The following is a 25497-nucleotide window of genomic DNA, read 5'->3' as shown; positions in this document are numbered from 1 at the left end:
TAGAACAGGGGCATTGCTTTCTTGTTGAGCTAAAGGGCAGGATGGGTGAATAATATTTAAGGTGTAAAGGAATTAGAGAAATTGATGTAGAATTACATTTTTTAAACGATTGATTTAGTTAGCTACAAAAACCAAGGAATTTTTAGGGGGAATAGTAGATGGATAGGAAATACCCAATTGGCACTTTTCAATTTAATGATGAAATTACTAGCAGTGTTACAAGTGTTTGGATAAATGAGATTGAAGAATTACCAAGATCATTACGAGATGTTGTAAAAGACTTAGATAATGAACAGCTTGATACAGCTTATCGTTCTGGTGGGTGGACTGTTCGACAAGTAATACATCATCTTGCAGATAGTCATATGAATGCCTACGTTCGTTTTAAATTGGCTCTTACGGAAGAAAATCCTGTAATTAAGCCATATGACGAAACGAAATGGGCGGAACTATCTGATTATAACTTGCCAATTGATACTTCACTTATACTTCTCGAAACATTACACAAACGCTGGACCAATCTTTTACGTAATCTAACTCCTCCTGATATGGAAAAGACATTCATCCATCCAGATTCAGGTGAAGTTTCAGTAGGTAAAAATATAGGAATTTATGCTTGGCATGGTAGACATCATCTTGCACATATTACTTCCTTGTGTAATGGTAAGGGTTGGTAAAGGATTTTTTGAACGATTACACTTAAAGTAACGGTTGCATTTCTATAAGTTTTTTAAAAAGAAGAAACATTATTTCTGAATAGCTGGTCTTCTTTTTCTTATTCGACTATCGGGCCAGGTTAGCTGAATAAAGAATGTCGCTGCCTGTCCCATACAAAGACCCTTTAACCAGTATAGAAATGCTTTATGATGGTATCACAACAAAAGCTCAGAATTAGCTTCTGAGCGTCTGATTCCTTGAAACCAAAACATATGCCGTTAAAAATGGATTTAATTTAAAATAAAATAGCATCGAGTGAATATTGTCCTGCCCCCGTAAGCGCTAAACCTATTGCGACCACTAATACAGCAAGACAATATTCATATCCACCCTTTGTAATCCAGTAACCATTTGGTCCGTGAACTTTTAAAATCCCTACTACCATTGTTCCTGCAATCACAATGCCTGCAAGTGGGGTAAGTAACCCTAACGCAAACATAGCTCCACCTATTAATTCCGATAGCCCAGCGAGTAACGCCATTGTTACCCCTGGTCTTATTCCTAATTTTTCAAAATGCGCACCAGTTACTTTTAAACCGCCGCCACCAAAACCAAATAACTTTTGGGCTCCGTGAGCTACAAATGACAATCCAATTACTAAGCGAATTAACAATAAACCAAACCCTATCATCTTATTACTCCTTTAATTATCTTTATTTAGTTTGTTCGTTGATGAGTTAATCAAATTCATTCGACTATTTCTATAAATCCTTAATCTACTGGAGATTCGAATTTACCCTCCTGATAATCCCGATAAGCCTGTCGAATTTCTTCTTCTGAATTCATTACGAAAGGTCCATATGCTACAACAGGTTCTCTGAGAGGTTCACCTGCAAAAAGAACAAGACGTAATTTTTCGTTTGCAGAAATGTGAATACTGCTCATTTCCCCATCATTTGCGGAACCTAGCCACATTGCTTGCCCTTTTCTCGCCTCAAGTTTATTTTCACCAAATGATCCACTTCCTTCTAATACATAAATATAGCCATTATAGGTACCAGGAAGGTCTTGACTAATGGATGCTCCTTCTTGCAACACCATTTCTACAAACGTGACAGGTGCGTAATTCAGGGTGTTCGATACAATATCTCCAGACGTACCTGAATATACTCGAATTAAGGCACCGTTCTCTTGATGAACAGGCATATCTTTTGCGTGCATATTTTGATAACGGGGTTTTACCATTTTATATTTACGAGGTAGATTAACCCAAAGCTGAAGAAGATGAACTGTTTCACCGTTAAGTGGTGATTCATTATGGATCACTCCTCTACCAGCAGTCATCAATTGAAGGTCACCTTTTTCTAGGATTCCACCTGCCCCCGTAGCATTGTCATAATGATTAAGCCTTCCGTCAATGATATATGTTAAGGTCTCTATACCACGATGAGGATGCTCACTAAATGCTCCTTTTTGAAATTTATCTTCCATTAATAATAAGAACGGATCATAATCTACCCAGTTGCCAGGTGCAAGGATAGGACTGGCGGTATGAATATTGCTTATTTTTTGTTCGGTTACTGTCCATACTTTTTTTATTTCACGACGTTTAATATTTTCGGTATTCATTTTAATTGCCTCCTTTTCATAATCATAATAAACCATTAAAATCAATTATATAAGTATGCACTTTGAAGATATATAGTATCTAAAAGGATACTATTGGAGGTAAAGATGAAAATAAAACCTGAATTTTGTAAAGTACACGATGCTCTTTCCATCTTGGTTGGGAAATGGAAGCCTATCATCTTATTGTATCTAATGTCGGAAGGCACAATGAGATATGGAGAATTAAAAAAAGCACTTGTAGGCATTACCCCCAAAATGCTAACCAATCAATTACGAGAACTAGAGGAGGAGGGGCTCATAAGTCGAGAGGTATATCGTGAAGTCCCACCTAAAGTGGAATATTCTATAACTGAGTATGGAATGACATTGAAGCCGATTTTAGATTCAATGCACGAGTGGAGTATGGAACATAAAAAGAGAAAATTGAAAAATACAATGGATTAACATTTCCTTCCTTATGATTATGAAAACATAAATACATTTTCTGAACTTTATCCTTTAACTAACGAGTGCAAGAGTTAAAAATGAGGGTCGCTGGGGCGATCTTTTTTTTCTTGTTGAACTAACGGAGCAGGTTAGTTTAATAAGGTAATATTTGGATAGATATAAGTAGAAAAGTTAATAACAAGGGGTGATTTTTTGGAGAAAAATACCGGGGATGTAGATTTGTCAAGGCATTTTATTTTGATTATAGCAATGAAATGAATACCATTTGGCGATGACTTATTTTACTAAGTTTTTAATGTTTTTACTGATATATGCAAAGTTACCAGTACACTAATAAAGTAATAAGGTTTACTTCAGTAAAATAAGGTATATTATATTTGTTGAATAGATTCTCTTTAAAGACAAGAAAAGTAGGTGTACAAAGTGGGAAAATATCAATTGGATTACAAAGGTCAGGTAGCTGTGACGAAGTTTCATGAAAAACAGACGCCTGCCAAATTTGATAAAAAGCAGCAACTTGAAAAAATGCGTGCGGAGTATTTGAAAAAGAAGCAAAAACAAACAGATAAATAATATGAAGAAAAACATAGGAAGACTAAAATCTCCCTATGTTTTTCTTATTCGAAGTTCTTTTTTCAATTGCGATAGTTAAGAAACATTGTATTCATCGTAAGAACTAATCTAGAATAATTTAAAATAATTGAAAAAAAATACCTAAATTTTAAAAAACTGCAATCTATTAAATTGTTGATATATCAATGTTTCTAACGTATTTTTTGATGAATTTATAAACTTAGTTACGATTTTGATTACGTTTTTCCCAATTTTCTGTATATGGTGCAAACAAACACAAAATAATAGGTAAGTTATTCATCGTTCAAATATATACAGGCTATTTTTTCAAATACTTATGCAACTATCGCATGCGATAACAGTACAGAACTGTCCCTTTTTCAACTATTGAAGCAGAATAGTTCAATAAAATTACACAGTTTAGTTTATAACAAAGAAATTGAAAAACATTACGGCAAGTTTAATTAAATAAAAAAGGTGAGCATTTTATGCCCACCGAAAACAATGTGAAATTAGAGATACTTATAGAAATACAACTTTTGTACAGAAGGAACTCTTAATAAATTTTTTAATCTTATGAGTATATTGTCTAACGATTGTGTAATTTGAATTCCCACTTTAATTAAGCTAATAATGAAATATTCCTCTATAATCTGAATTTCTAAGTAGTGAAAAGGACACCTTATGAATAAAAACATTGAGGTGTTTAAATTGGATAACTCATCTAATGCTAAATTAACTTCCGCTGAGATTGCCGCACTTTGGACGCAGTATATAAACGAAACAGCAAGTATGTGTATTCACAAACATATGATGGAACATCTGAAGGATAATGATATAAGAAGTGCGTTTGAATATGCAATGTCCCTAAGTACGAAGCATATAGAAAAGATAAAAGAATTTTTTAGGAGTGAAGGTTATCCAATTCCTATTGGATTTAAGGATAATGACTATACACCAAATGCCCCCCGACTTTTTTCTGATATTTTGTGTTTAAAATATCTAAACATCATGTCTTTACATGGTTGTCATGGGTATAGTGGAGCAATAACTACATGTACACGACTGGATGTTCGTAATTATTTTACTGAATGTAATGCTAGTGCGGTTGAATTATGTAACAGAACAAAGGATATTATGCTAGAAAAAGGTGTGTATCATCGTCCTCCTGTGGTGAATCCACCCGATAGCTCAGAATATGTAGATGATAACAATTATTTAACAGGTTGGTTTGGAGAAAAAAGAGCTTTAAGTTGTGTTGAACTTACTAATATTTACTTTAATTCGAAAAAAAGTACATTTGCTAAAGCCTTTGTAGTCGCCGCCCATCAAGTTGCAAAGTCTGATAAAGTTAAAAATTTCTTACTGAAAGCAATAAAAATGGCAGAGGAGAATATTAAAATGTTTAATGAGGTTTTACTTTCAGAAAATGTTCCAAGTCCACCTATTTATGATGCTGAAATTACGGATTCTACGGTATCACCGTTTTCTGAAAAGCTATTGATGTTCCAAATTGGATTTTTAACGTCGACGGCAATGATTTATTATGGAACAGGGCTAGCATTCGCATCAAGACGTGATTTATCATCAAAGTACATGATGGCAATAATGGCTGATTTAAAGATTAGTAACGATTGGATTCATATCATGATAAAGAATCGCTGGCTTGAGCAACCACCATTGGTAGAAGATCGATAAGAATTGGCAAAGGGTTAGAATGATGTGGCGAATGAAAAGGAAGTGTTATTTTGGACCATTGCCCTTCGGGGTTTCGGACAATTTCTGAATGAGAAATATATATAAGTACTATACTCATTTTTTTAAAATTTTTGGTGAATGTCCAACTAATTTTAACGAATTTATTATTTTAAGTTTTCACGGAGAGATTGAAAAAGCGATTATACAAGCTGATTATCAGTGGTTAATGTTTTACCCTTGTTTGTATTTCTTTGCGATATGGGATGCGTTTAAAGATGCAGGTGGAGGAAAAGAAAGATATTCTTTTCTACCCTTTGTACTATCAGCGTACTTTGTTACGGTAGGATGTATTTATTCCTCTAATTTTCGACTACTTGGAGTACTAATCGGACCTGTTTGAATGGGAAAAGAGCTTTTTAGAACTTTTCACATTTAGTCAAAATCGCTGATAAGCGGTTTTTTATATTAATGGATAATTTTATTGAATTAGTTAAAACTACTCGGTTCTAATTAAGAATTAGTAAGTGATGTTAAACACTTCCTTAAAAATTCTAAAATGGCTTCAATATCTTTTTAAAACAAAAGATAAAAGGAAATTTTGAATTATTTTCACTACTGTAAATAAGGGCTATCGTTTGCATTCGGATTGTGAAGGATTGTACTTAAACAAACGGGTGCAAGAGCTTAAGATTCAGCTGCCATTTTGGTGGATTTTTTTGCTTATTGCACTAACGTAAGCAGAGTAATTTAGTAAGACTTGATTTAAATTATAATAGGATTTATACAATACAACCGTAAAAACAATTGCTTAAGGAGTGTCTTTAATGAAATCATTTGAAGCATTAGAATGGCTTAAAAACAGCAACAATCCATCAGCTTTAGCTACTAATAGGTTTGGAGAAACTGAAAATGCAATTAAATTTGTTGACAAACTCTATGAACTTGGTGCAACAAAGGTAAATGTTATCGGTATTCTAGATGAACCAGAAAGAATAGAAGATGAAGGTGGATCATATGCTACTTCTTTAATCGTAGATTTACCCCAAGAAAATGAAATACGTAATAAAATTATCGAGTTTTATAAAAAGGAAATGGAAGAACAAGGTATTGAAGAAGGAGAAGGTATTTTAGAATGGAACAAAAGTAAAATAAATGAAGGCAAACTGGGGTTTGGCTGGGATTAACAATTATATCAATGAGTAACTTATTTCCTCAGCTAACTCTCTGGATTGCATAGTTCCACTATTAGTCAATCACATCAGGACCAATAGAACTGGTCAGCATTTTTAAGTGAAGGAAAAATATATGATATTGAAGATTATTGGCTTTTTAATGGTCTTAACAGGAATCAGCATTTTGGGTTGGTTAATGATAAAAGCATACAAAGATATTAAGAATGAAAATATTTGGATTAAAATTCTTTTAATTGTTGGGGTAGTAGCGGATTTTGCATTAGATATGACAGGCTTACTACTCATTTTTGTTTATGTATTGATATCTTGATTGGTGTCTGTTTAATGTTTTAAGTTTAGACCTTGTTCCAAGAGTAAGAATGCAAAGGTAAAAACCCCGTTTATTGAGCGGGGTTTTAATTTGGATAGTAGATAACCATACTTAATCGAGATAATGTGCCACCAGAATTATAATAGGTATGAGGTCTGTCCGCCATAAATCTGATAGAATCGCCATTTTTTACTGTATACTCAATGTTATTTACCTGTACAGTTAATTCACCTTCGAAAACAGTTAAGAACTCCTCAGTTCCTTCACGGTGCGACTCCGAACTAAGAAATCCACCTACTTCTATTTCAACAGAATAAACTTCAAATCGTCTATCCTCTTCGAAGGGGAAAAACGGATAAAGTCTGTATTTTCCATTATCCTCAAAAAGTGTTTGAACATCATTTTTTAAGATCACTTTAGTATCTGGTTGCGGATTATTGATTAAAGAGGTAAAAGAAATCTTTAATCCATTTGCAATTTTCCATATGGTTGTAATTGTTGGACTTGATTCACCTCTTTCGATTTGACCAATCATTGTTTTACTTACCCCGGTAATCTCTGCGACTTTTTCGAGGCTTAACTTTTTCCTTTCCCTAAAAGCTTTTAAATTTTTTGCAATGATTAGATTTATTTCTTCCATAAGAGCACTCCTAAATTTTTGTTTACAATATAACGTCTGAAATTTACAATAAAACATAAATCGTTATATTGTCTTTTTTGGACATTATAACACACAATCAAAGGGGTAGATATTTTGGCTCCATGTTTCAAATGTTGTTAACAAGAGATAGAAGTAAATTTAATATGGTAATATGGCTTTGTTCCTTTTATAAAGTGCCGTATCCATATTATTAGAAAGATAGGGATAGGATATAAAGTACAAATATTCATACCATTCATCTCATATATTCTAAGTACCTAGAGTCTGTTATCCCCAAAAAACTTGATTACCTAACATTAAACGAATGATCTTTTGGGACTAGGATTAAAACTCAACGATAGGTAGAAGGTGATAAAAATGGAAGCAATCATCCTAGCTGCTGGCTATTCCAGCCGAGCGAATACATATAAAATGACTTTGCCCCTGGGGAAAATGACAATGATAGAGCATACGGTATCTAAATTTGAAGGAATATGCAGGAGAGTCATCGTCGTAGCCGGGTTTCAATCAGAAATCATCCAAGCGGAAATAGCAAAACTCGGCAGTAAAAATGCCCATTCCTTTCAGATCCAATTTGTTTATAATGAAAACTTTAATCAAGGAATGTTTAGTTCCATACAAAAGGGGTGCAGCGAATTAACTGAACCAACCTTTTTTATTACACCCGGAGATTGTCCGCTTGTTAAAAAAGAGACGATTCATCTATTAGAAAAACAAGAGGGGAACGTTGTAATTCCCAGCTTCAACTATAAAGGCGGTCACCCAATCAAATTATCGAGCGAAGTGAAACAGAAAATCCTCGAAACCAATCCAGAAAGTAATTTGCGTGCGGTCCTAGGAGGTTTCGAAAAAAAATACATGAATGTAGATGATCCGGGAGTCTTAATGGATGTTGATACACTTGAGGATTACCAAAAAGCCATTGATTATTATAAAGGATGATATATATTCTAAATTTTATAGTTTTAAGTATTCTCTCTAATTCGGTGAACCGTACAAATAGCAAAGAAAAAGCACAATTCCAGTAGGGAGGATTTGTGCTTTAAAACTGGAGGCCGAGGTCCGTTTATTTAGGTCAACCTGATTACCTTTTCCTTGCAATACATCGATTAAAGTTCAGTTGAATAAAATTTTGGAAATGTGTGGTAAAATATAAGACGTGAAAAACTTTCAGTAAAAGTATCAAATGTCCTTATTTCCATTTCAATAATATTAATGTTGTTACCTCCGATTCTAAGTTTATTCTTAATTTAACGAGGTACTTTCGCGAAACAAGGAGTTGTAGATGCGGCTCCTTTTTCTTGTTCCAACGAAGCAGGAAAATTGAATAAGAGTACGTTATACTTTGAATATTGATTAATGTTAGGAAGTGGTCTGAATTTTTAATGCAATTATTTTGTTTATTCTTGCAGGATTAGCTGAAATTGGCGGAGGTTATTTAATTTGGTTATGGTTAAGAGAAAGTAAGCCAGTTTATTGGGGAATAAGTGGAGGGATAGCATTAGCTTTATACGGTATAATAGCTACATTTCAAACCTTTCCATCATTCGGTAGAGTTTATGCGGCCTATGGTGGAGTGTTTATCGTGCTCTCTGTTTTATGGGGATGGGCCATAGATAAAAAAACACCTGATTTATATGATTGGGTGGGTGCAGGAATATGTTTAATTGGTGCTTCGGTCATCTTGTTTGCCCCACGTCAATAAATTTCTTATACCATTGCTTCACCCGTTTCCTTTGTAGGACCTAAACGCTACAGTGAAGATATGTTGGATATGATTGAAAAAATACATCTCTCTCTATAGAACCTTGATTTCCGCTGATTTACTCCAAAAAATTGCTGATAAAACCGCTTATTGCAGCGTTGAATAAGTTATGTGGGACAGCCGTTGTACTATGTTGTGTTCTTGTCTTTACTTTAGGAATTAAGACAAAACAAATAATACATAAAGAAGAAGGGACAGGAACTGGTATTTTAAGTGACAGTCTTTAACGTTCGGGTTGTTGTGTTCGTATCCATAAGAAATAAAATAGTGATAAGTATAAAAGGGGCAGTTGGGTAAATGGGAAAATTTTTGAACAGACTTTTGATTGGTATTTCGATTGTTGGTGTATTGGGGGTCATTGTCGTCGGTGTGCTAATATATCAAGCTATGACTAGTGACTGGAAAGAAAAAGTGGGAACCGAAGCTTCGCTTGACACGGATATTGAAAACGAAGCCGAACTTGAAACAAAAATCACTGAAGGAATTTACGTTCCTACCGAAGCCGAATTCCAATGGATTGTTCACCGTATGACTCACCAAAAAGTTGCTGCAGATATGAAGGTAGGGTCGACCGAAATGACGCGCGGAAGAATTGACGAATTGCTTAAAACAATAGACGAAACGGATTATGTTCACGAAGACGTTTATTTACGATTCTTGGATGAATGGAACGAAGGGAATTTCGAAAATGCGGTCGAAGCACACAACGAAATTCTTTCACTTCAAACCGGGACAATCGGAGTTGCGACACAGTTATTGACACCCGAAGAAGAACAAGAATTTATTGAACAAAACTTTCGATAAGATACCAACTTTTATTTTATCACTCCTGTTTATACGGTTATTGGAGCAAGTGTTCTTCAACTAACGGATAGTTTAGTTTAATAAGATTATTGGAAATATAGTCCAAATTCACTTCATTTAATGTTAAAGTTTAAGATACAGGTATTGTTATTAACCATTATAGGATTGGCTATGTTAGCCAAACTTTGTAGCTATTTGAAATAACAGAGACTAAATTAAAAACGAGGTGAAATTTCTTGGATTGGTGGTTCTACATTACAATTATTATAGGGCTTAGTCTCCTTTATTATGGTCATGAAAACAAAAAGAAATATGAATTAAAAAGAAAAACAATGGAATTGGAACATGAACTAAAAATCAAAGAAATGGAATTAGAACAAAAAAAGTTAGATTTAGAAATAAAAAAAGTTGAAAATGGAATATCGAAGCAAAATCTCGATAACGGTTTTGAAAAAACACTTTAGACATCTAAAGTGTTTCAGAGTGGTAGGCAAAAGGCATACGAACAAATGGATTATATTTTGAAAGAAAGATTGTGAAGAATTGTACTTAAACTATCTGGTGCATTACTGGAACATCGGGTAATGCTCTTTTCTTCTATAGGTAACGGGGCAGTTTTGTTAAAAAATATTGTAAAAAAAAGATAAATTAGTAATATCATATTAGTAATTCGTTGGTTAGTTTGGAGGGGTTATGATGATTTGGATTTATATATTTACACCTATCATTATATTGGTTGGAATAGCCATTTATTTTGACAAAAAATCTGGGGCGACTTCACCAGATGAAAGAACAGCTGATAAGTTAGAGGAATATCCACCAGAAAATCCTTTCGGACTCAATAATTTTTGACCTTAAGATGAGTCGAATACAACTTTTAGTGAATCAAGAAAAGCCGCAAATGGAATTCCTCTAGCTCTAACGGACCTAGGAACATGAACAATACGACAATTAGAACGAATGTTGAACGGTCGCCGTAACCATATCCGCAGTAACCAAGCATGTAAAATCCCCCTTTTTTATAAATTAATAATATCTTCGACCAACAAAGGCAGAACATACGATAATAAGTGGAATAAACAGTACAACAATTTTTACGAAACATCCGCTCCATGGAGGGCTAAGGGGATAGTTTTGTCCCGATAGCAAAAACTATCAGGATGAAAACGATAATATATAAAGGAGATAGCATATGCTGAAAAAGATACTGAAAATCCTTCAAGTACTCCTAATTGTATTTATCGGCGCATGTTATGTTTTGCTTGTTTGGGGTAAAATTGACAGAACAGCAGCCGAAAAAAGGATGGTATTTGACCAGCAGCCCATTCACTACCCGATTCGTCAAAGTCATATTACTATGTATACGGACGGGAAGCAGTTAAACAATCAATTATTCTCAGATATAAGGAAAGCAAAACATTACGTGCATATCAACTTTTTCTCTATTGCAGATGATAAAGTAAGTCATCAATTTCTAGATTTATTGAGACAAAAAAGCCAGGAAGGTATAGAAGTATATTATGCAGTGGACAGGCTGGGTGGAATTTTACTAAAGAAAAGGGAAAGAGAATTATTGGTTAAAGCAGGAGTGCATTTTACGTATTATAATAAGCCTGCTTTTCCTTATCTTTTTGCTTCTTTGGATCGTCGGAATCATCGCCGTATTTCAATTATTGATGGAAGGATTGGATACATTGGCGGATTTAACATTGGCAAGAAGTATTTAGGAGAAAAAGTAAAACTCGGTCACTGGAGAGATTATCACCTTCAAATACGAGGAGAAGGAGTTCAAGATCTAGAACATCAATTTGTGTTAGACTGGAAGAAAAACACAGAGCAACAGATTCCTCTACACAGCGCGACAAAGGAAAAGGGAGCAACCTCGCATCGATTTACTGCATATTATAGCGGAGAAAAACTTGGGCAAGATTATGCAATGCTGTTTCATCAAGCAAAAGAGTCCATAATTATAGTAACACCTTATTTTATACTAAATGACAGAACTATTTGGAACTCATTAGTGGATGCAAGAAAAAGAGGAGTTCGTGTTGAAATTCTGTTCTCACCTCATTCGGATGCACTGTTAGTTAAAGAGGCATCGTATCCATATATTCGAAAAGCATTAAAACAGGGAATAGAAGTATACGGTTATAAAAAGGGAGTGATACACGGTAAAGTATTCTTAATTGATAAAAACGTATTGATGGTAGGGACCGTAAATTTTGATTCGCGCTCGTTTCATTTAAATGAAGAAATGAACTGCTATATCCATGACCCTGTCTTTATTTCTAAAATAATGCCAGTCATCAATGAAGACATCCGAAATTCAAAGCGAGTAACATCCACTGACGTCAATCACTTATCTATAAAAGAAAAACTGAAAGAAAAGTTTGCAAAAATGATTGAGTATTATTTGTAAAAACTAAGTATTTTTATTTTAAGTAGTAGGAGACTGCAGTTTATTCTCTTTTTTTATTTAGGCTATGTAAAGATAAGCTGCCATAATGGTGGCTTTCTTATTGTACTAAAATTATTACTATTATTGTTTTTAGGTCAATTCCAGTTAGAAAAGGAGTGATAGACAAGATGATTTCTTTAAGAAATGTTCAAACGACAGATATAGAACAGCTGTTAATTATTGAGAATGAAGGCTTTTCAATAGAAGAAGCTGCAACAAAAGAAGCATTTGTGGAGAGGATTCAGTTGATAGCTGATACCTTTATTGTGGCAGAAAAGGAAGGGGAAATACTTGGTTATATTAATGGACCAATAATTAATCAACTTTACATAACTGATGATCTCTTTAAGGAAATCAAAAAGAATCCTAAAAGGGGAGGATATCAGAGTGTTTTAGGATTAGCAGTGTCCCAACAGGCTAGAAATCAAGGAATTGCAAAGATTTTAATTCGGAAAATGGAAGAGCTTGTTTTAGAAAATGAAAGAGATGGAATCACTTTAACATGTAAACAGGAATTAGTTTCATTTTATGAAATGCTTGGTTTTGTTAACCATGGCCTATCTGAATCAAAACATGGCGGAGTCAGCTGGTATAACATGGTCAAATTAAGAAACGGTATGAATTAATTCTTTTACCCTAAACGGATAATTGTGAAACCTACTAGTAACCAGGAGCAAGAGAATAGACATAATTTGTGGAAGAGTCATCTCTTTCTCTCATATAAACGGGTAGCATTCCTGTAATAAATGGAGGATCCTAAAAAGTCTTTAAGTTATTAAAATCGTTATATTCCTTAATTTAATTTTTGAGCTTCTCCAATAATACTTTTTATTAATGATTCAACGGTTTGATTTTTGGCTAATCTTGGACTTTGACCTGACCAAAGTGACATAAACTCCTGATTATTTTGTGTTGCAGAAGACTTTCTAATGTCTTGGGTTAATGTATTTTGAACAGGGAAATCTGGTAGTAACTTTTCGTTCTTCTGCATTTCTAAAATAAATTTATTTTTAATCCCCCGTGCCCATTTACCAGAAAATGAACGAGTTAAAACAGTGTGATCTTCGTTAGCATTAAGAATTGCTTCTTTATGTACTTTATGTGCTCCACTTTCAAGACAAGTCAAAAAAGCAGTCCCCATTTGTACACCTTTTGCACCTAAGCAAATAGAAGCCATCAGACCTCGTCCATCCATAATTCCTCCTGCAGAAATAACAGGAATGCTAACATTGTCAACAACTTGCGGGATTAGTGACATTAAACCAACTAAACTCTCTTGATTCCCATCGATAAAGTTCCCCCGATGTCCGCCAGCTTCACTACCTTGAACAACAACAATATCCATTCCTGCTAGTTCATTTTCAACTGCTTCTCTAACGGTTGTAGCGGTTCCCATCTGAATAATGTTAGCTTGTTTTAATTCAGCAATCACTTCTTTAGAAGGAATGCCAAAAGTAAAGGAACAAATAGGGACATTCTCTTCCATTACAACCTTAATTTGTTCAGTAAATATTTCAAAAACCTCTCTAAAATTAGGTATTTCAAAGCCATCTTTTTGGTGTAAATGCAATTGCTGACGAATAGGGTCTAAGATCTGATTTGATAATTTTATTTGATTCTCGCTTCATTTTATTATTTAACATAATTTCACACCTCGTAATTCAATTTAACTCTACCATATCTCTTTTTTTGTAGATTGAATATTCAAACACTAAGATGGTGACATAAATGACTACTTTAAAGATATTGAAAAACTTCAGGAGTTTCAAATATCGCTGAAATTAAAGCCGTTAAAATTAGGAATATATCAAGAAGAAATTTAAATATTAATTCACTCGGTTTTGGAAAGTAGATTATGAAAACCCATCTCTTCTTGCCAATACATATGAGTTATATCACAAGTCGTTAAGTTTTGTTTAGTTTCGTTAAGTTTTGTTAAGTTTTTGTGAACAATGTTGTGGTATTATTTACTAAACACATTCAACATGATGAAATTAGCTTAACTACACTACTAATATTTAATAAAGGATAATCTCCTTAATTGAGGTGAAATGACAATGGCGTATCAAATAGAGACTCTTCCGCAAGAATCAATCATGTTGAACCAATTTTTAATCATTGCATTAGGTGGAAATTCCTATTTACATCCGTACATTGAAACTTTTTACCGTAAAAATGAATGGGAATATTATGAGGCGTATAAAAGAAGTGGATTAATAGGGAATCCATTATTTTCTTTGTACTCCACTCAAAGTGAGGAAAGAATTAGGCAAGTGGCAGGGATTGTTGCTTGGTCCGAACAAAATAATAATCATTCTCATATCAATCAACTAATCAAAAAAGGCTACAAATTTGTATATCAATATCTACAGCAGCATTCATCTATTGATTTCGAACATTTTATGCGAACTTTTTCAAGAAAGAAAAAGAGTGAAATGGTAAAAGAGGTCGAACTGGTTTATCAAAATGTTGTCTTGTGGTATCTGTGTGTTAGAGAAGATAGACCATTCAATACGAGAAATGTTGCGTGGAAATCGTTTCAAGATGTATTATGTACAACGATCAATGAGATTAAATTACAAAAAGTTATTTTTTCCAGGGATATGATTGAAAAACACAAGGAAGAGATTACTTTGCTATATAAGAAATACAACATACCAAAAAATCCGCGGTTTAATTCGTTAGGGACATTGCTGGAGTATCTAATTAGCGATAACCTAAAAAGAATCTATGCCCTTGATCCCAATTGCCCCTCGGAACAAGCAGAGCAAAGGGTATTTCAAGTTTCTCCTGCAAAATATATCGGAGCTTTAGGTGGATGGCTGAAAACACTTAAAATTCATGAGTTAGATGCAGCTGAACAAATACCTTTGACGAAAAAAGATCTAGATATGGTTTTTTTGGAAATTCTATATGCCCAAAAATATAATTACATTTCTAAAGAGGAACAAGATCTATTTTTTATTACCTGCCTGTATCTTAAATGTGTTAGCTCCCTTTATCGAGATACAAAGAAACTATATTTAGATCATTCAAACTATGATTATTACTTTGAAATGAAATCGATGGAAAAGCAAATAAAAGAACAAGAAGCTAAGTTATCACGAAAGAAATGGGAATGGGAATCTACTTTTAAAAATCAGCAGAGAGAAATCAATGGATTAACAACTGAACTTTGTTTAGCACAAGCAAAAATACGTCAACTAGAGCAGCAAATGAAAAGAATGGATGATTACACCAATGAAGTTCATGTACTTAGAGACTTTGTTTATCGTGAAGAAAAGAAAGATTTAGAAAAAACGCCACCTTTGGAAACTATGTTCGAATTGATTAAGTCTAAAAGAATCATCATTTTTGGAGGGTCCCCAAGTTGGCAATTAAAATTAAGGGAGCATTTACCTAAAGTTGAATTTATTGAAGTTGATGAGAAAAATCGAGATATTTCAAAGATTAAGCGAGTAGATGCAATCTTTATTAATACATCCTTTTTTGCTCATTCATTTTATAAAAAAATAATGAAAGAATTGAGTCAAACAAAGACGCCACTATATTATTTAAATGGACAAAGTAATCTAGAAAAAACAACATTAGAAATCTATAATTGGCTCACAGAATAAAAAGAAACGCCAATTTGTTAGAGATATATTTATGGACTGGGACACAGCACAATATGTTTAAATTATAGGTGCAATAAGACCAAACGTGTACTTTGGTCTTTTTACTATCATTTTTTTAACTCACGTTTGTTTCGTTTAAGGCGTAGTTAACAATGATTTGTGCACCTTCCACAGGTGTTTTGCCTCCTGGAACATTGCCATTCAGGTCGGTAGTGGTAAAGCCGGGTGTATTTCTCCAAGCAATTCCATATTATTTTTTTCTATCTTTTCAAACGTTTTTCCATGGATGGCACTTAAAACAGATTCAGATGTAAGTAAAAACCAAATCCTATCATTATTTTAACAAAGCGGGTGAACTGTACCAGTAGAATGGAAATTGAAAAACGATACGATCGTGCTCCAATAGGAGCTGCTGTTCATTTTCTACATTAATCTCGAACGTTGGGTAATTTCTTGTTCGACTACCGTGGCTGTTGAATAGAGGAATGGCTCCCTTGTATCGAATTAGGCACTCGGTGGAATATGTAAGAAGTTAGATAAGTAAAAGTTAAGAGCTATCTGATGTTAATAAATCAAATAGCTCGCTAAACTTTAATAAAAAGTAGGAAATGAAGCCCCTTGTGTTCCCCAGGAAGGATTTCCATAATGATGATTATAAGGAGTAAATGGCTGTTGAATATAGGGCATTATATGATTGTGATAAGAAAATGGATGATGAGAAGATGGATTATGTGAAGAGTGGGGAAGGGGAGTATGGCTTAAAGGCGTATGGTTATATTGGGCAATACAAGCACCAGGTTGTCCAGGATGCGGTCCTGTTGTAATATGTTGAGTCAATTGTCACACCTCTTTCAAAGAACTTTATTTTATAATATGAATTTCTTTTTAATTAGTTACTTTTAAAATAATAATAAGTGAAAAGCGTATTCAAAAAATCACTTCTTAAGTATGTTAATGGAGTATTTTTCCTATCATTTACAAATACAAATCAAAAATTTTGAACCGATTACTTAATTAATCTTCTTCAACTAAAGGTTAGTTTAAAAAGCCAAGTCGTATTTTTTGTGAATTCATTGTTTGTTTAGTTTTTAGGATTACATGCTCATAAACCAGTAATTAACATATGTTATTGGTAACTACTGTTTTAGGAGTGAATTATGTGTACTACTATAATAATTTTCCGTATATGAATCACTTCATTAACTGTTCTAACTATGGTAGGGATTTTACTCATTTATCAAATAGAAATTCACTTAACAAATATCCAACTATGTTTAGAACTAATAATATTGCATCGAATAGTTTATATAGGGTCAGAACTAGCTTTTCTAAAGAGGAAGCTGCAGCAATAGCTTTACTTTTAGGTATTGACTTTACTAAAAGTAAATTTAATTTAGATGAGTTTTGGATGGGTGTAAATACTGAACTTGAACACGGAAAACAATCCAGCCAAACTAATGTTACTGGGGATGACCCTCTAATTACTGGGAAAATTGCATTGGCTCATCTTAACGAGTTTCCTGATTATTATAAAAGGTTAAAAGTTCTTGAGGAGGAAGCAAAAGCATATTGGAACAAATAATTCCTGATGTCATTTGCCAGAGGTGCATTCCGAATCTGATCGGCTAATCCGATAATGGCTGCCCAGCAACTTTAATCTAATTAGGCACTTTGTGCAATATGTAAGAAGTTAGAAAAGTAAAAGTTAAAAGCTATCTGATCTAAATGAATCAAATAGCTCCCTAAAACTTTATTAAAAAGAAGGATATGAGCCCCCTGTGTTCCCCAGGAAGGATTCCCATAATATTTTCTATAGGGGGCAATGGCAATGCCGCATTTCCACTAAAAGAATCTGATTACGGGTACAATGACAGGAATGGGGTAGCTTTTTTTATTAGCTTTTTATATAACTACCTTCTACCAGTCTAATCATATCACGCCCTGATGTCTTTTCTGTTTCATGATAACCTTCTTTATCACGCAAACTCAAGTACCAGCTACTATCGTCATCTTCATTTAACCTATATAACTTACTGGTAAAAACATTTGTATAAAAATCTCCATTTCTTAGCCTCATACAATCCCCCTCTAATGTATATAAACTGTATTTTGCCCAAGATATCGACCTTAAGCCATTAGACACATATACAGTCCAAAAATTCTGGATATACAAGGAAAGTCGTGAGAGTAAGAATCAAGGCGGTAGGGACAGAGCATGGATAGTTGTGTATAGTAAGGAGTGCGGACAACGGAAATTTTCCTTATTCAGCGAACGGGTGTGATACTTCAAGAAGAAGGTCGCCTTTTTCTTTTCCAATGAAAACATGGTGAAATGTTGTACCTAAAGTAACGGGGCCGCGTATGGTGGAGTGTTTATAGTGCTATCTGTTTTATAGGATGGGGCATAGATAAAAAAACTACTGATTTATATGATTGGGTGGGTGCAGGTATATGTTTAATTGGTGCTTCGGTCATCTTGTTTGCACCACGTCAATAAATTTCTTATTAAATTAACAGGTGCAAGAGTTGAAAGGTAGCTGCCATAACTTGCACTCGTTAGTTGAAGAACGGGCTTATATTTGTAGTTGTTTTTTCAAAAATGAAAAGATGGGTTCGCATCAGAAGTCCATCATGAAATAAAGCACCTGTTAGTTGCACAACAAAATCTAATTTTACCGTCTCTTTTTAGCAATAAAATTTACAACTAATACAGTAATACCTACGGATAATCCACTTAAAATAGAACGAAGATTACCTTCTGGTACAGTTGTATCAATAATAATAAACATCACTGATACTAATATAACAGAAAGAAGCACCGCACCTTTAATCCCCATTTCAAACCACATCGCCTTTTCAGTTTTTAAAAATGCTTTTTTAAATATTGCACCTATTTGTTAAATAAGGTTTACTTATCTTTTCTTTTTTCTATATATTTTTGGATTTGATATAGAACTAAAACTGATGTAAGACCTTAAAAAATATGGTGTTTTCTTTATTTATAGCTGTAATTCTTTCTGTTTGTATTTTATCTATAATAAGGTCCCAAGGTATTCACATTCAGGCGGATAGTATAATTGGTTGGGGATTATACGTGGTTGTTTTCTCGGTAAGTATCTTATTCTTAAAAAGAAGGTCTGATAAATAAACTCATACATTGGTAATATATTGTTCAATTAACCGGTGCTTTACATCAATAGAAGTTGAAGTGAAATAAATGCTAATATAAAAACAAATCTTGCGTAAACGGTGGAGTAAAAAATGCTGAGCTTGTTAGAGAAGGTAGCTGTATATGAAGTTGGATTGGGAATAGGGTATTTTAAAATACGTAATGTAATAGATTGGGTTGATTCAACAATCTTAGAATTGAACTCTTCTAAGATTCCTTATATATTGTACGAAGTATCATTATCGAGTAATAAAAAAATCATAGACGTTATCAGCCTTTTGAGTGAATTAACAAAAGGAAATTATAAAGTAACTGCATCGAAGGTTATTTTAGGCTTGATCTACAAATCATTTGAGAAAAAAGAAATCGAAATTAATGAAGTGGTTACTTTGATGTATAGATTAGCTTGGCAGCTTAATATTGAAGATCATGTATTTTCAAAAATAAATGGATTAGAGGCTGATTATGAAATGGCTGTGGATGGATATGGAGATATGCCAAATGTGATAAAAGAAATACAGGAATTTTTAGTAATATTTGAAATTTACGGTGAGTTAATATGTGTGGGGCCGAAGGATTAAGAACAGGTCCGAATACCAAGGCAATTCCTTTATTCTGATTGTCCATCCAATATGAGATATGTTGTTGCATAATGCTCCGCTCTTCTTCTGTCATATCCTGGTGAAACGTTCTTCTCGGCGGAGTGGATTTTAACATAAAGTGAATTTTTTCTGTATTATTGCTTGAGATGTTATGCGACATTTAGAATCTCCTCCATCAATATAAAATTGTTTTTCATTGTTAAGTAAACACTCAATGGTCATTATTCCACAAAGCCCTTTCGAATATAATGAACACAATGCTAAAAAGGGTGTTAATAGGGTGTTCATTCGATTGTTTTTTAGCTTTATTTCTTATTTTGCGTGTCAAAACCGGACTCGTAAGGCTACAAGAGTAACTCTTTTTTATTTTGAAAGTAAATTTGTGATGTATGTTCCGATAATCAATGGTATAAAAGCACTCTAAATACAGAAATTCAATGCGAAGAAAACGCCTTTAGATATAATAAGGAAGTAAGATATATATTTGAATGCAAAAAGTGCGGTAATTGCAGGATATTTGGAATGGTCTCCAATGAGAAAGATACTGAGGCCGTGAATATTCAATATAAGTCCTATCTGAGAAATGTAGGATTATCTTCGACAAACAGATGCTTGAGTTGAAGATGGAGTTGCCGTAGCAGTTCTTTTTTTGTTGATCACTAATGTCAGGATAATAGAGCAACATTACCCCGTTGTTTTCGTATCTTTGTTAATGAATCCAATATACTAAGTGTGTTGGGAGGTTTTATATGGTTGATATTGAAAATTTGACTATAGATATTGGTATAGTTAAAATTCATCTTCCTGATGCAATTAGTGATACAACCGTTTCGAAATACTTTAATAAGGATTTTGTATTACTATTGTAAAATCATAAAGTAATTATAAAAGTTTTTACACTTTAGATTAGGGTGATAGAAATAGAAAAATTAATATTACAAAAGTGCATTAACTATTCCTCAAACTTGAATTTCGTAGATGGTCAAATAACAAGAGATGGAACATTACTATTAATTGAAAGTAATATACAGGAACTGGATTTTTTTCAACGTCCTGTACCAAAACATAACTGGACAATTCGGATTATAAAAAGTGAAAGTATTGATACAGTTGAATTAAAAAATATTCCTCTTATGCCTACCGAAGTAGACTTATTTTCAGATGGCACTTTACTTGTTGTTCAAGGTCGCTGTTTAAAAGATGGTAAATACATTGAACGAAACGCTAGAAGATATAATCCTAACGGACAATTAATCGAAGCATTTACACTTGGTGATGGTATTAGTGATATGCAAATTGACGAAACAGATACAATTTGGGTAAGTTATTTTGACGAAGGTATATTTGGGAATTTTGGATGGGAACAGCCTATGGGGAGTTCTGGTGTTATTGCCTATACAATGAATGGTAATAAGTTATGGGGTGCAAGCAATTATGGAATTATTGATTGTTATGCATTAAATGTCCTGAGCTCAAAGGAAGTATATTTCTTCTACTATGATGATTTTTATCTTGTTCAACTGACGGAGATGAATGAGTCTTTTCGTTATCGTGTTGAAGGTGATGATACGATACAGCAATTTATGTTTGACCAAGCAGGATTAATTGGTCAAGTAGATATGTATACAATGATGCGTTTTCGAATAAAAAATCGAACGATTACTCCAAAGGAAAAACTGCAATTAACAGATGAACACGGCAAACGCATCAATGGACCTGTGTTTATGCGTGGGACGTTTCTTTATGTATATGGTAAAGATGGAATATATAAAAGGAAATTGTGAAGTATTGTACTTAAAGTAAAGGGTGCAAGAGTTAAAGAAATGATCGCTGTGGCGGTCTTTTTTCTTGTTGTCCTAACGGAGCAGGATAGAATTACAATATTTTTTCTTCCTTAAAACAAAATTAAACCATACAACATATAATATAATATATGATACACCTTAAAGAAGACCGTGCATTGAACGACACGGTCTAACAAACAACTTAAGAAGTGATTGAGTAATCCAGCCTCGTCGGCAAACTCTGGTTGGATTACTCTTTTTGTTTGTTTTGTATTTTCATGCGGACATCACCTACTTACTTATTTTTTGTTAAAGATGAGTTTATTAAGTTCCTTATCTTTACTAAAGGTATTTACGGTAATTGTATTGTTTTGATATGCTCTAAATTGCGACAAACCGTTTCCCCTTCAGCTGTTATAAGAATCATTTTGTTATTACGAATCTTTTGAAGTAAGCCTATTTTTTCCGTATTTTCTCCGCCATCTATAATAACTAGTTGATTTTCTAATCTTTTCAACTGTTCATCAAAGGATCTAGCTAAAGGAGCGGATATAGGCCCAAGGGGTAGATTTTCCTTGTTCAAAGAATACGGTATTGTATTAGGGGGATACGGAATTAGCCATTTAACATGATTCATCGAAATAAACATTGTTTTGTACACAGGGGAGTGAAAGACAAAATAGTCGTTCATAATGTTGGTTATATACCCATGAATGTATTTATTCCCTGTGACGTTAACCTTGACAAACAATCCTTTAGCAATCGTCAATGATTTACGAAACGATATTACATCCGTTTCAATTGGTTGTTCTGAAGGAGTGGTATAAGAGGTATATTCTTCATCTAAAATGGTTTCTTTTATTCTTTGAACATGAACAAATGGAATATACAGGTATGAATCGGTCCTCCCATCGTATAAAACAATGATGTCCAACCCGGCATCTGTTAGGATTCCCTTGTGAATAACGCCTCCTGAAATTTCAACCTCAATTGGAATTCCTCTTGAATCTATAAAATCTATAAGCATCTTAATTCTCCTTTTTTCTCAAATTATCTTTGGAGTACTCCACCAAAGAGCCAATAAACCCAATAATACAAGACAACTAGAGTAAACAGTGTAGCAGGTGGTATAACCACAATTGTGATTTTTATATACTGCCACCAACTGATCATTACTTTTCCTTTCCTTACGATATGCATCCACATCAAGGTAGCAAGCGTTCCCATTGGAAGCAGTAACGATCCCATGTCGCTGCCAATGACGTTAGCTAAATAGGCTATTTTCAATTCTAGTAAACTGAGCTTCATATTCATTAACGTTAGGGTTCCAACCATAAGAGCAGGGTGATTGTTAAATATATTGGACAGGACGGATAGCAATGCCCCCATCATCACACTCGCATTGAGCAGGCTTCCGGAAACCATCGGACGCATGAATTGGATCAACCAGTCTGTTAGACCGATATTATTCAGACCGTAGATAATCACATACATACTAAAAGCGAACACGATAATATACCACGGCGTTTTTTTCAGCATATCTGTTGGAGATATTTTTAAATAAGCCCATCTCCATCCTAAAAGGACCAGCGAGCCAATGACAGCCATAAGAGAGACGGGAATGGAAAGAAACGAAGCGACAAATAGACTAACACGGACTGAAAATACAAACAGCAGGACATTTCGCATAAACCTTGAACGTTCCTTCTCTGTACCATGTTTCAAAGGACTTGGCTTAAGTGGATGGTAAGAAGGTAGTGACCGTCCAGTAATCTTAGTAGGAACTGTTTTCGGTAAGACTTTTCTGAAGCGAAGGAACAAAAGCCAAGTCAGCAAAAGTAAACCAAGCGTGGCAGGAACAAACATCATCGCCGTATGCAGATACAAACTCATATGGACGATTTTTAGAGCGATCAGATTGACAATGTTACTTACACCAATTGGAGCACTCGAAGCAGTTGCAATTAAAGCTCCAGAGAGCAAATACGGAATTTTTTGATGGTTTTTTAAGCCCATGTTGTTTAATAACATGACTAGAATTGGGGTTGTAATTAAGATACTTCCATCGTTATTGAAAAAGAGTGTCATGAGAAAACATAAAAGATTGACATACCAGAATAATCTGATGCCAGAACCATTTGCTTTTTCCGCCAGCTTCTCTGCCACCCAGTTAAAGAATCCAAAACTCTCTAAGACAATCGCCATTACAATCGTTGCCATAATAGTTATCGCAGCACCGCTTATCGTTTCTGCAATTATACCCAGGTCTGTTAGAGAAACACTTCCACTGAGTATGACAATAATCGCACCTATCGTGGCAGGTATAGCTTCATTAATGCCTCTAGGTCTCCAAAGAATTAATCCGAGGGTAACCAAAAAAGATAAAATGGTTATCCAAACCATTGGTTGCATTTTTTCTCCTTCTTTCTAGTTAGTTTTTCATGATGTTTCCATGAGACGACCTAACCCCCTCAATAGTTAGTCCACTCTTGTCCCTCCCTTCCATCTATCCCTCTTGTATTGTTGTACTGTATTTATATGTATCCCGAATAGGACAGGCTTTGGGTATGTACCCGTTTTTCCAAAAAATCAACTAGAGTCTAAAAAACAACGATTCAAGTAATTACATATGTCAAGATAGAAGAACTTAGCTAATTACAAGAATTAACCCTTATAATTAAATTTAAGTTGAAATATAATTTGTGAAAAAATGTACTTAAGCTAATGGGGCAGGCAATTTTTAATAAGAATTATTGAATTTCATTACGGAAAGGTAATAATTGACTAGGATTTAATCCAGTGATAATATATACTGACGAACGTTCGGAAGGGTGATAGTATGACTTCAAATCAAATTAAGGAAAGTGCACGTAATCATTTCTCAGAAAATGGCTACGATGGGACATCGATGTCACAGATTGCCGATGATGTAGGGATAAAAAAACAATCCATCTATACTCATTTCAAAGATAAAGATAAGCTTTTTCTTGAGGTATGTAAGGACGTATTTGCTGATGAGTTAAGTTTCGTTATGAACTTTATAGACAGTAATAAAACGAGACCTATTGAAGATTTTTTATTTGATTTTTTATTGCAGTACAAAGAGAGATACGCGAAGAATAATTCTACTAAGTTTTGGCTTCGTATCTCTTTTTTTCCACCAACTCACCTATATGAACAGGCGATGAAATACGTATATGAATACTTAGATAAGTTGGAAGAGCTTTTTGTTCCAGTTATAGGAAAATCTATGTCAGAAGGGGAAATTAGCTCTATAATTGGAGCCGAGCGAGCTACTGCTGCATTCTTGGGCGTATTAGATGGGGTATTCGTAGAAATGTTATACGGAGGTTCTGAACGCTTGCAGAAAAGGTTAGATGCCTCTTGGTATCTGTTTTGGCGTGGACTCTCGAATGATTAACTGTATTTGGAGGGAATTTTAATGAATCGAAATTGGGCATTTGTTATTATTGCAGGTCTTATTGAAATAGTGTGGGCGATGGGTTTGAAACATTCAACTAACTTGATTTCTTGGGCTGGCACTATTTTGATTATCTCTTTATCCTTTGTTTTATTACTTAAAGCTACAAAAAAAGTACCCGTTGCTACCGCCTATGCTGTCTTTACTGGGATAGGAACAGCAGGAACTGTTTTGGTTGATATGGTCGTGTTTGGAGAACCTTTCAGTTGGACAAAAATAGTTTTCATCCTTTTGCTCCTAATCGGAGTATTAGGTCTAAAACTTGTCACCACAGATTCAGGTGAGAAAGAAGGTGTAGTATAAATGGGGTGGATATTTCTTCTCTTAGCAGGAGCTTTTGAGGTGGTTGGTGTAATTGCTATGAACCTCATAAATAAATATAGAAATTTACAATCCTATATTCTATTATTTATTGGCTTTATATTAAGTTTGGGTTCTTTATCTTTAGCTATGGAAAACCTCCCTATGGGGCTTTCCTATGCAGTATGGACAGGGATTGGGACAATAGGGGGAACAATCATTGGAATGTTGTTTTATGGAGAATCTAAAGATTGGAAACGAATTTCATTTATAGGAATAATCTTAACAGCAGTAATTGGCTTAAAATTGACATCATAAATTAGTTTATAGAGGCTGCCAAAACAGGAGG

The 25497-nt window shown here is 34.1% G+C and carries 31 protein-coding genes and 4 pseudogenes; 23 read left to right on the top strand and 12 right to left on the bottom strand.

Translation table 11 applies throughout. The features are described 5' to 3' along the window. Nucleotides 1-158 precede the first annotated feature (158 nt). Entirely contained in the window at nt 159-677 is a 519-nt protein-coding gene (locus tag BDR01S_RS10045; protein ID WP_066253877.1) for a YfiT family bacillithiol transferase, read from the top strand. 275 nt (nt 678-952) lie between these two features. On the opposite strand, the gene BDR01S_RS10040 is transcribed toward BDR01S_RS10045, so the two are convergent. Beyond that, a complete protein-coding gene (locus BDR01S_RS10040; protein WP_066253880.1) occupies nt 953-1348 on the bottom strand; it encodes a DoxX family protein in 396 nt (131 codons plus the stop codon). Nucleotides 1349-1428: 80 nt separating this feature from the next. After that, nucleotides 1429-2286, bottom strand: coding sequence for a pirin family protein (locus tag BDR01S_RS10035; protein ID WP_066253884.1), 858 nt, complete (start codon nt 2284-2286; stop codon nt 1429-1431). Nucleotides 2287-2391: 105 nt separating this feature from the next. Here BDR01S_RS10035 and BDR01S_RS10030 point away from each other — a divergent pair, with 105 nt between their 5' ends. From BDR01S_RS10030 to BDR01S_RS10010, 6 genes and pseudogenes are all read left to right on the top strand, one after another. Next, nucleotides 2392-2730, top strand: coding sequence for a winged helix-turn-helix transcriptional regulator (locus tag BDR01S_RS10030; protein ID WP_066253887.1), 339 nt, complete (start codon nt 2392-2394; stop codon nt 2728-2730). A 426-nt stretch (nt 2731-3156) separates the two neighbouring features. Further along, the gene (locus tag BDR01S_RS25730) at nt 3157-3306 is read left to right on the top strand and encodes a hypothetical protein (RefSeq protein ID WP_095251033.1); all 150 of its coding nucleotides are present in this window, start codon (nt 3157-3159) and stop codon (nt 3304-3306) included. A 684-nt stretch (nt 3307-3990) separates the two neighbouring features. Then, entirely contained in the window at nt 3991-5004 is a 1014-nt protein-coding gene (locus BDR01S_RS10025) for a DUF3231 family protein (RefSeq protein WP_066253890.1), read from the top strand. Between the two features lie 24 nt (nt 5005-5028). Continuing rightward, nucleotides 5029-5401 (top strand): annotated as a pseudogene (locus BDR01S_RS26245) (hypothetical protein); the annotation flags it as partial. 427 nt (nt 5402-5828) lie between these two features. Next, nucleotides 5829-6188 carry a hypothetical protein gene (locus tag BDR01S_RS10015; RefSeq protein WP_066253894.1) on the top strand — a complete coding sequence of 120 codons (360 nt, stop codon included), beginning with the start codon at nt 5829-5831 and terminating at the stop codon, nt 6186-6188. Nucleotides 6189-6309: 121 nt separating this feature from the next. Further along, on the top strand, nt 6310-6507 hold the full coding sequence (locus tag BDR01S_RS10010) for a hypothetical protein (RefSeq protein WP_066253896.1): 198 nt from the start codon (nt 6310-6312) through the stop codon (nt 6505-6507). A gap of 85 nt (nt 6508-6592) precedes the next feature. Here the strand turns inward: BDR01S_RS10010 and BDR01S_RS10005 are convergent, their stop codons facing one another. Continuing rightward, nucleotides 6593-7147, bottom strand: coding sequence for a helix-turn-helix domain-containing protein (locus BDR01S_RS10005; protein WP_066253899.1), 555 nt, complete (start codon nt 7145-7147; stop codon nt 6593-6595). A 378-nt stretch (nt 7148-7525) separates the two neighbouring features. On the opposite strand from BDR01S_RS10005, the gene BDR01S_RS10000 reads away from it, so the two are divergent. The 5 genes from BDR01S_RS10000 to BDR01S_RS25315 all read left to right on the top strand — a co-directional run bounded on the left by BDR01S_RS10000 (nt 7526) and on the right by BDR01S_RS25315 (nt 10589). Next, a complete protein-coding gene (locus BDR01S_RS10000) occupies nt 7526-8110 on the top strand; it encodes a nucleotidyltransferase family protein (RefSeq protein ID WP_066363137.1) in 585 nt (194 codons plus the stop codon). A 436-nt stretch (nt 8111-8546) separates the two neighbouring features. Continuing rightward, entirely contained in the window at nt 8547-8873 is a 327-nt protein-coding gene (locus BDR01S_RS09995) for a YnfA family protein (protein ID WP_066253902.1), read from the top strand. Nucleotides 8874-9242: 369 nt separating this feature from the next. Continuing rightward, nucleotides 9243-9737, top strand: coding sequence for a DUF6241 domain-containing protein (locus BDR01S_RS09990; protein WP_157412969.1), 495 nt, complete (start codon nt 9243-9245; stop codon nt 9735-9737). A 236-nt stretch (nt 9738-9973) separates the two neighbouring features. Continuing rightward, entirely contained in the window at nt 9974-10201 is a 228-nt protein-coding gene (locus BDR01S_RS09985; RefSeq protein ID WP_066253907.1) for a hypothetical protein, read from the top strand. A 232-nt stretch (nt 10202-10433) separates the two neighbouring features. Continuing rightward, nucleotides 10434-10589, top strand: a complete 156-nt coding sequence (locus BDR01S_RS25315) for a hypothetical protein (RefSeq protein WP_157406139.1) — start codon at nt 10434-10436, stop codon at nt 10587-10589. 25 nt (nt 10590-10614) lie between these two features. Here BDR01S_RS25315 and BDR01S_RS25310 read toward each other — a convergent pair whose 3' ends face one another. Both BDR01S_RS25310 and BDR01S_RS26650 read right to left on the bottom strand, forming a co-directional pair. After that, a complete protein-coding gene (locus BDR01S_RS25310) occupies nt 10615-10740 on the bottom strand; it encodes a YjcZ family sporulation protein (RefSeq protein WP_157406138.1) in 126 nt (41 codons plus the stop codon). Between the two features lie 23 nt (nt 10741-10763). Then, complete coding sequence (locus tag BDR01S_RS26650) at nt 10764-10886, bottom strand: YjcZ family sporulation protein (RefSeq protein ID WP_082797378.1); 123 nt, start codon at nt 10884-10886, stop codon at nt 10764-10766. A gap of 43 nt (nt 10887-10929) precedes the next feature. On the opposite strand from BDR01S_RS26650, the gene BDR01S_RS09980 reads away from it, so the two are divergent. Further along, nucleotides 10930-12156 carry a phospholipase D-like domain-containing protein gene (locus BDR01S_RS09980; RefSeq protein ID WP_066253910.1) on the top strand — a complete coding sequence of 409 codons (1227 nt, stop codon included), beginning with the start codon at nt 10930-10932 and terminating at the stop codon, nt 12154-12156. A 167-nt stretch (nt 12157-12323) separates the two neighbouring features. Further along, a complete protein-coding gene (locus tag BDR01S_RS09975; protein WP_066253913.1) occupies nt 12324-12821 on the top strand; it encodes a GNAT family N-acetyltransferase in 498 nt (165 codons plus the stop codon). A gap of 167 nt (nt 12822-12988) precedes the next feature. On the opposite strand, the gene BDR01S_RS09970 is transcribed toward BDR01S_RS09975, so the two are convergent. Beyond that, nucleotides 12989-13765 carry an NAD(P)H-dependent flavin oxidoreductase gene (locus BDR01S_RS09970; protein ID WP_235846538.1) on the bottom strand — a complete coding sequence of 259 codons (777 nt, stop codon included), beginning with the start codon at nt 13763-13765 and terminating at the stop codon, nt 12989-12991. Nucleotides 13766-14294: 529 nt separating this feature from the next. On the opposite strand from BDR01S_RS09970, the gene BDR01S_RS09965 reads away from it, so the two are divergent. Continuing rightward, on the top strand, nt 14295-15812 hold the full coding sequence (locus tag BDR01S_RS09965; RefSeq protein WP_157406137.1) for a hypothetical protein: 1518 nt from the start codon (nt 14295-14297) through the stop codon (nt 15810-15812). A 115-nt stretch (nt 15813-15927) separates the two neighbouring features. Here BDR01S_RS09965 and BDR01S_RS25720 read toward each other — a convergent pair. After that, a pseudogene (locus BDR01S_RS25720) lies at nt 15928-16041 on the bottom strand (SDR family NAD(P)-dependent oxidoreductase); the annotation flags it as partial. Between the two features lie 108 nt (nt 16042-16149). Further along, nucleotides 16150-16317 (bottom strand): annotated as a pseudogene (locus BDR01S_RS24855) (NAD(P)H-dependent oxidoreductase); the annotation flags it as partial. 160 nt (nt 16318-16477) lie between these two features. On the opposite strand from BDR01S_RS24855, the gene BDR01S_RS25305 reads away from it, so the two are divergent. Beyond that, a complete protein-coding gene (locus BDR01S_RS25305) occupies nt 16478-16636 on the top strand; it encodes a hypothetical protein (protein WP_157406136.1) in 159 nt (52 codons plus the stop codon). 362 nt (nt 16637-16998) lie between these two features. Further along, nucleotides 16999-17394, top strand: coding sequence for a DUF5661 family protein (locus tag BDR01S_RS09960; RefSeq protein WP_235846537.1), 396 nt, complete (start codon nt 16999-17001; stop codon nt 17392-17394). A 312-nt stretch (nt 17395-17706) separates the two neighbouring features. Here BDR01S_RS09960 and BDR01S_RS09955 read toward each other — a convergent pair whose 3' ends face one another. Continuing rightward, entirely contained in the window at nt 17707-17889 is a 183-nt protein-coding gene (locus BDR01S_RS09955) for a hypothetical protein (RefSeq protein WP_066253919.1), read from the bottom strand. A 277-nt stretch (nt 17890-18166) separates the two neighbouring features. Between BDR01S_RS09955 and BDR01S_RS24850 the strand changes: the two are divergent. Then, a pseudogene (locus tag BDR01S_RS24850) lies at nt 18167-18309 on the top strand (YnfA family protein); the annotation flags it as partial. A gap of 175 nt (nt 18310-18484) precedes the next feature. Here the strand turns inward: BDR01S_RS24850 and BDR01S_RS25300 are convergent. Beyond that, nucleotides 18485-18661 (bottom strand): hypothetical protein, encoded by a 177-nt coding sequence (locus BDR01S_RS25300; RefSeq protein WP_169801429.1) that lies wholly within the window; start codon nt 18659-18661, stop codon nt 18485-18487. A gap of 412 nt (nt 18662-19073) precedes the next feature. Here BDR01S_RS25300 and BDR01S_RS09950 point away from each other — a divergent pair, with 412 nt between their 5' ends. Both BDR01S_RS09950 and BDR01S_RS09945 read left to right on the top strand, forming a co-directional pair. Next, entirely contained in the window at nt 19074-19562 is a 489-nt protein-coding gene (locus BDR01S_RS09950) for a hypothetical protein (RefSeq protein WP_066253921.1), read from the top strand. Nucleotides 19563-20548: 986 nt separating this feature from the next. Continuing rightward, nucleotides 20549-21367, top strand: coding sequence for a YxiH-YxzG fusion protein (locus tag BDR01S_RS09945; RefSeq protein WP_235846536.1), 819 nt, complete (start codon nt 20549-20551; stop codon nt 21365-21367). A gap of 352 nt (nt 21368-21719) precedes the next feature. On the opposite strand, the gene BDR01S_RS09940 is transcribed toward BDR01S_RS09945, so the two are convergent. Together BDR01S_RS09940 and BDR01S_RS09935 are read right to left on the bottom strand one after the other, a co-directional pair. Continuing rightward, nucleotides 21720-22394, bottom strand: a complete 675-nt coding sequence (locus tag BDR01S_RS09940; protein WP_174523443.1) for a YwrJ family protein — start codon at nt 22392-22394, stop codon at nt 21720-21722. A 23-nt stretch (nt 22395-22417) separates the two neighbouring features. Next, nucleotides 22418-23770 (bottom strand): arsenic transporter, encoded by a 1353-nt coding sequence (locus BDR01S_RS09935; RefSeq protein ID WP_082797383.1) that lies wholly within the window; start codon nt 23768-23770, stop codon nt 22418-22420. Nucleotides 23771-24206: 436 nt separating this feature from the next. On the opposite strand from BDR01S_RS09935, the gene BDR01S_RS09930 reads away from it, so the two are divergent. The 3 genes from BDR01S_RS09930 to BDR01S_RS09920 are packed head-to-tail and all read left to right on the top strand — an operon-like array spanning nt 24207 to nt 25466. Then, on the top strand, nt 24207-24788 hold the full coding sequence (locus BDR01S_RS09930) for a TetR/AcrR family transcriptional regulator (protein WP_066253926.1): 582 nt from the start codon (nt 24207-24209) through the stop codon (nt 24786-24788). Between the two features lie 21 nt (nt 24789-24809). Further along, nucleotides 24810-25151, top strand: a complete 342-nt coding sequence (locus BDR01S_RS09925) for a DMT family transporter (RefSeq protein ID WP_066253928.1) — start codon at nt 24810-24812, stop codon at nt 25149-25151. Further along, the gene (locus tag BDR01S_RS09920) at nt 25152-25466 is read left to right on the top strand and encodes a DMT family transporter (protein WP_066253931.1); all 315 of its coding nucleotides are present in this window, start codon (nt 25152-25154) and stop codon (nt 25464-25466) included. Nucleotides 25467-25497 lie beyond the last annotated feature (31 nt).

The sequence above is a fragment of the Neobacillus drentensis NBRC 102427 genome (assembly GCF_001591445.1).
Classification (GTDB): Bacteria; Bacillota; Bacilli; order Bacillales; family Cytobacillaceae; genus Neobacillus; species Neobacillus drentensis.
This window is presented reverse-complemented; position numbering and strand designations above follow the sequence as displayed.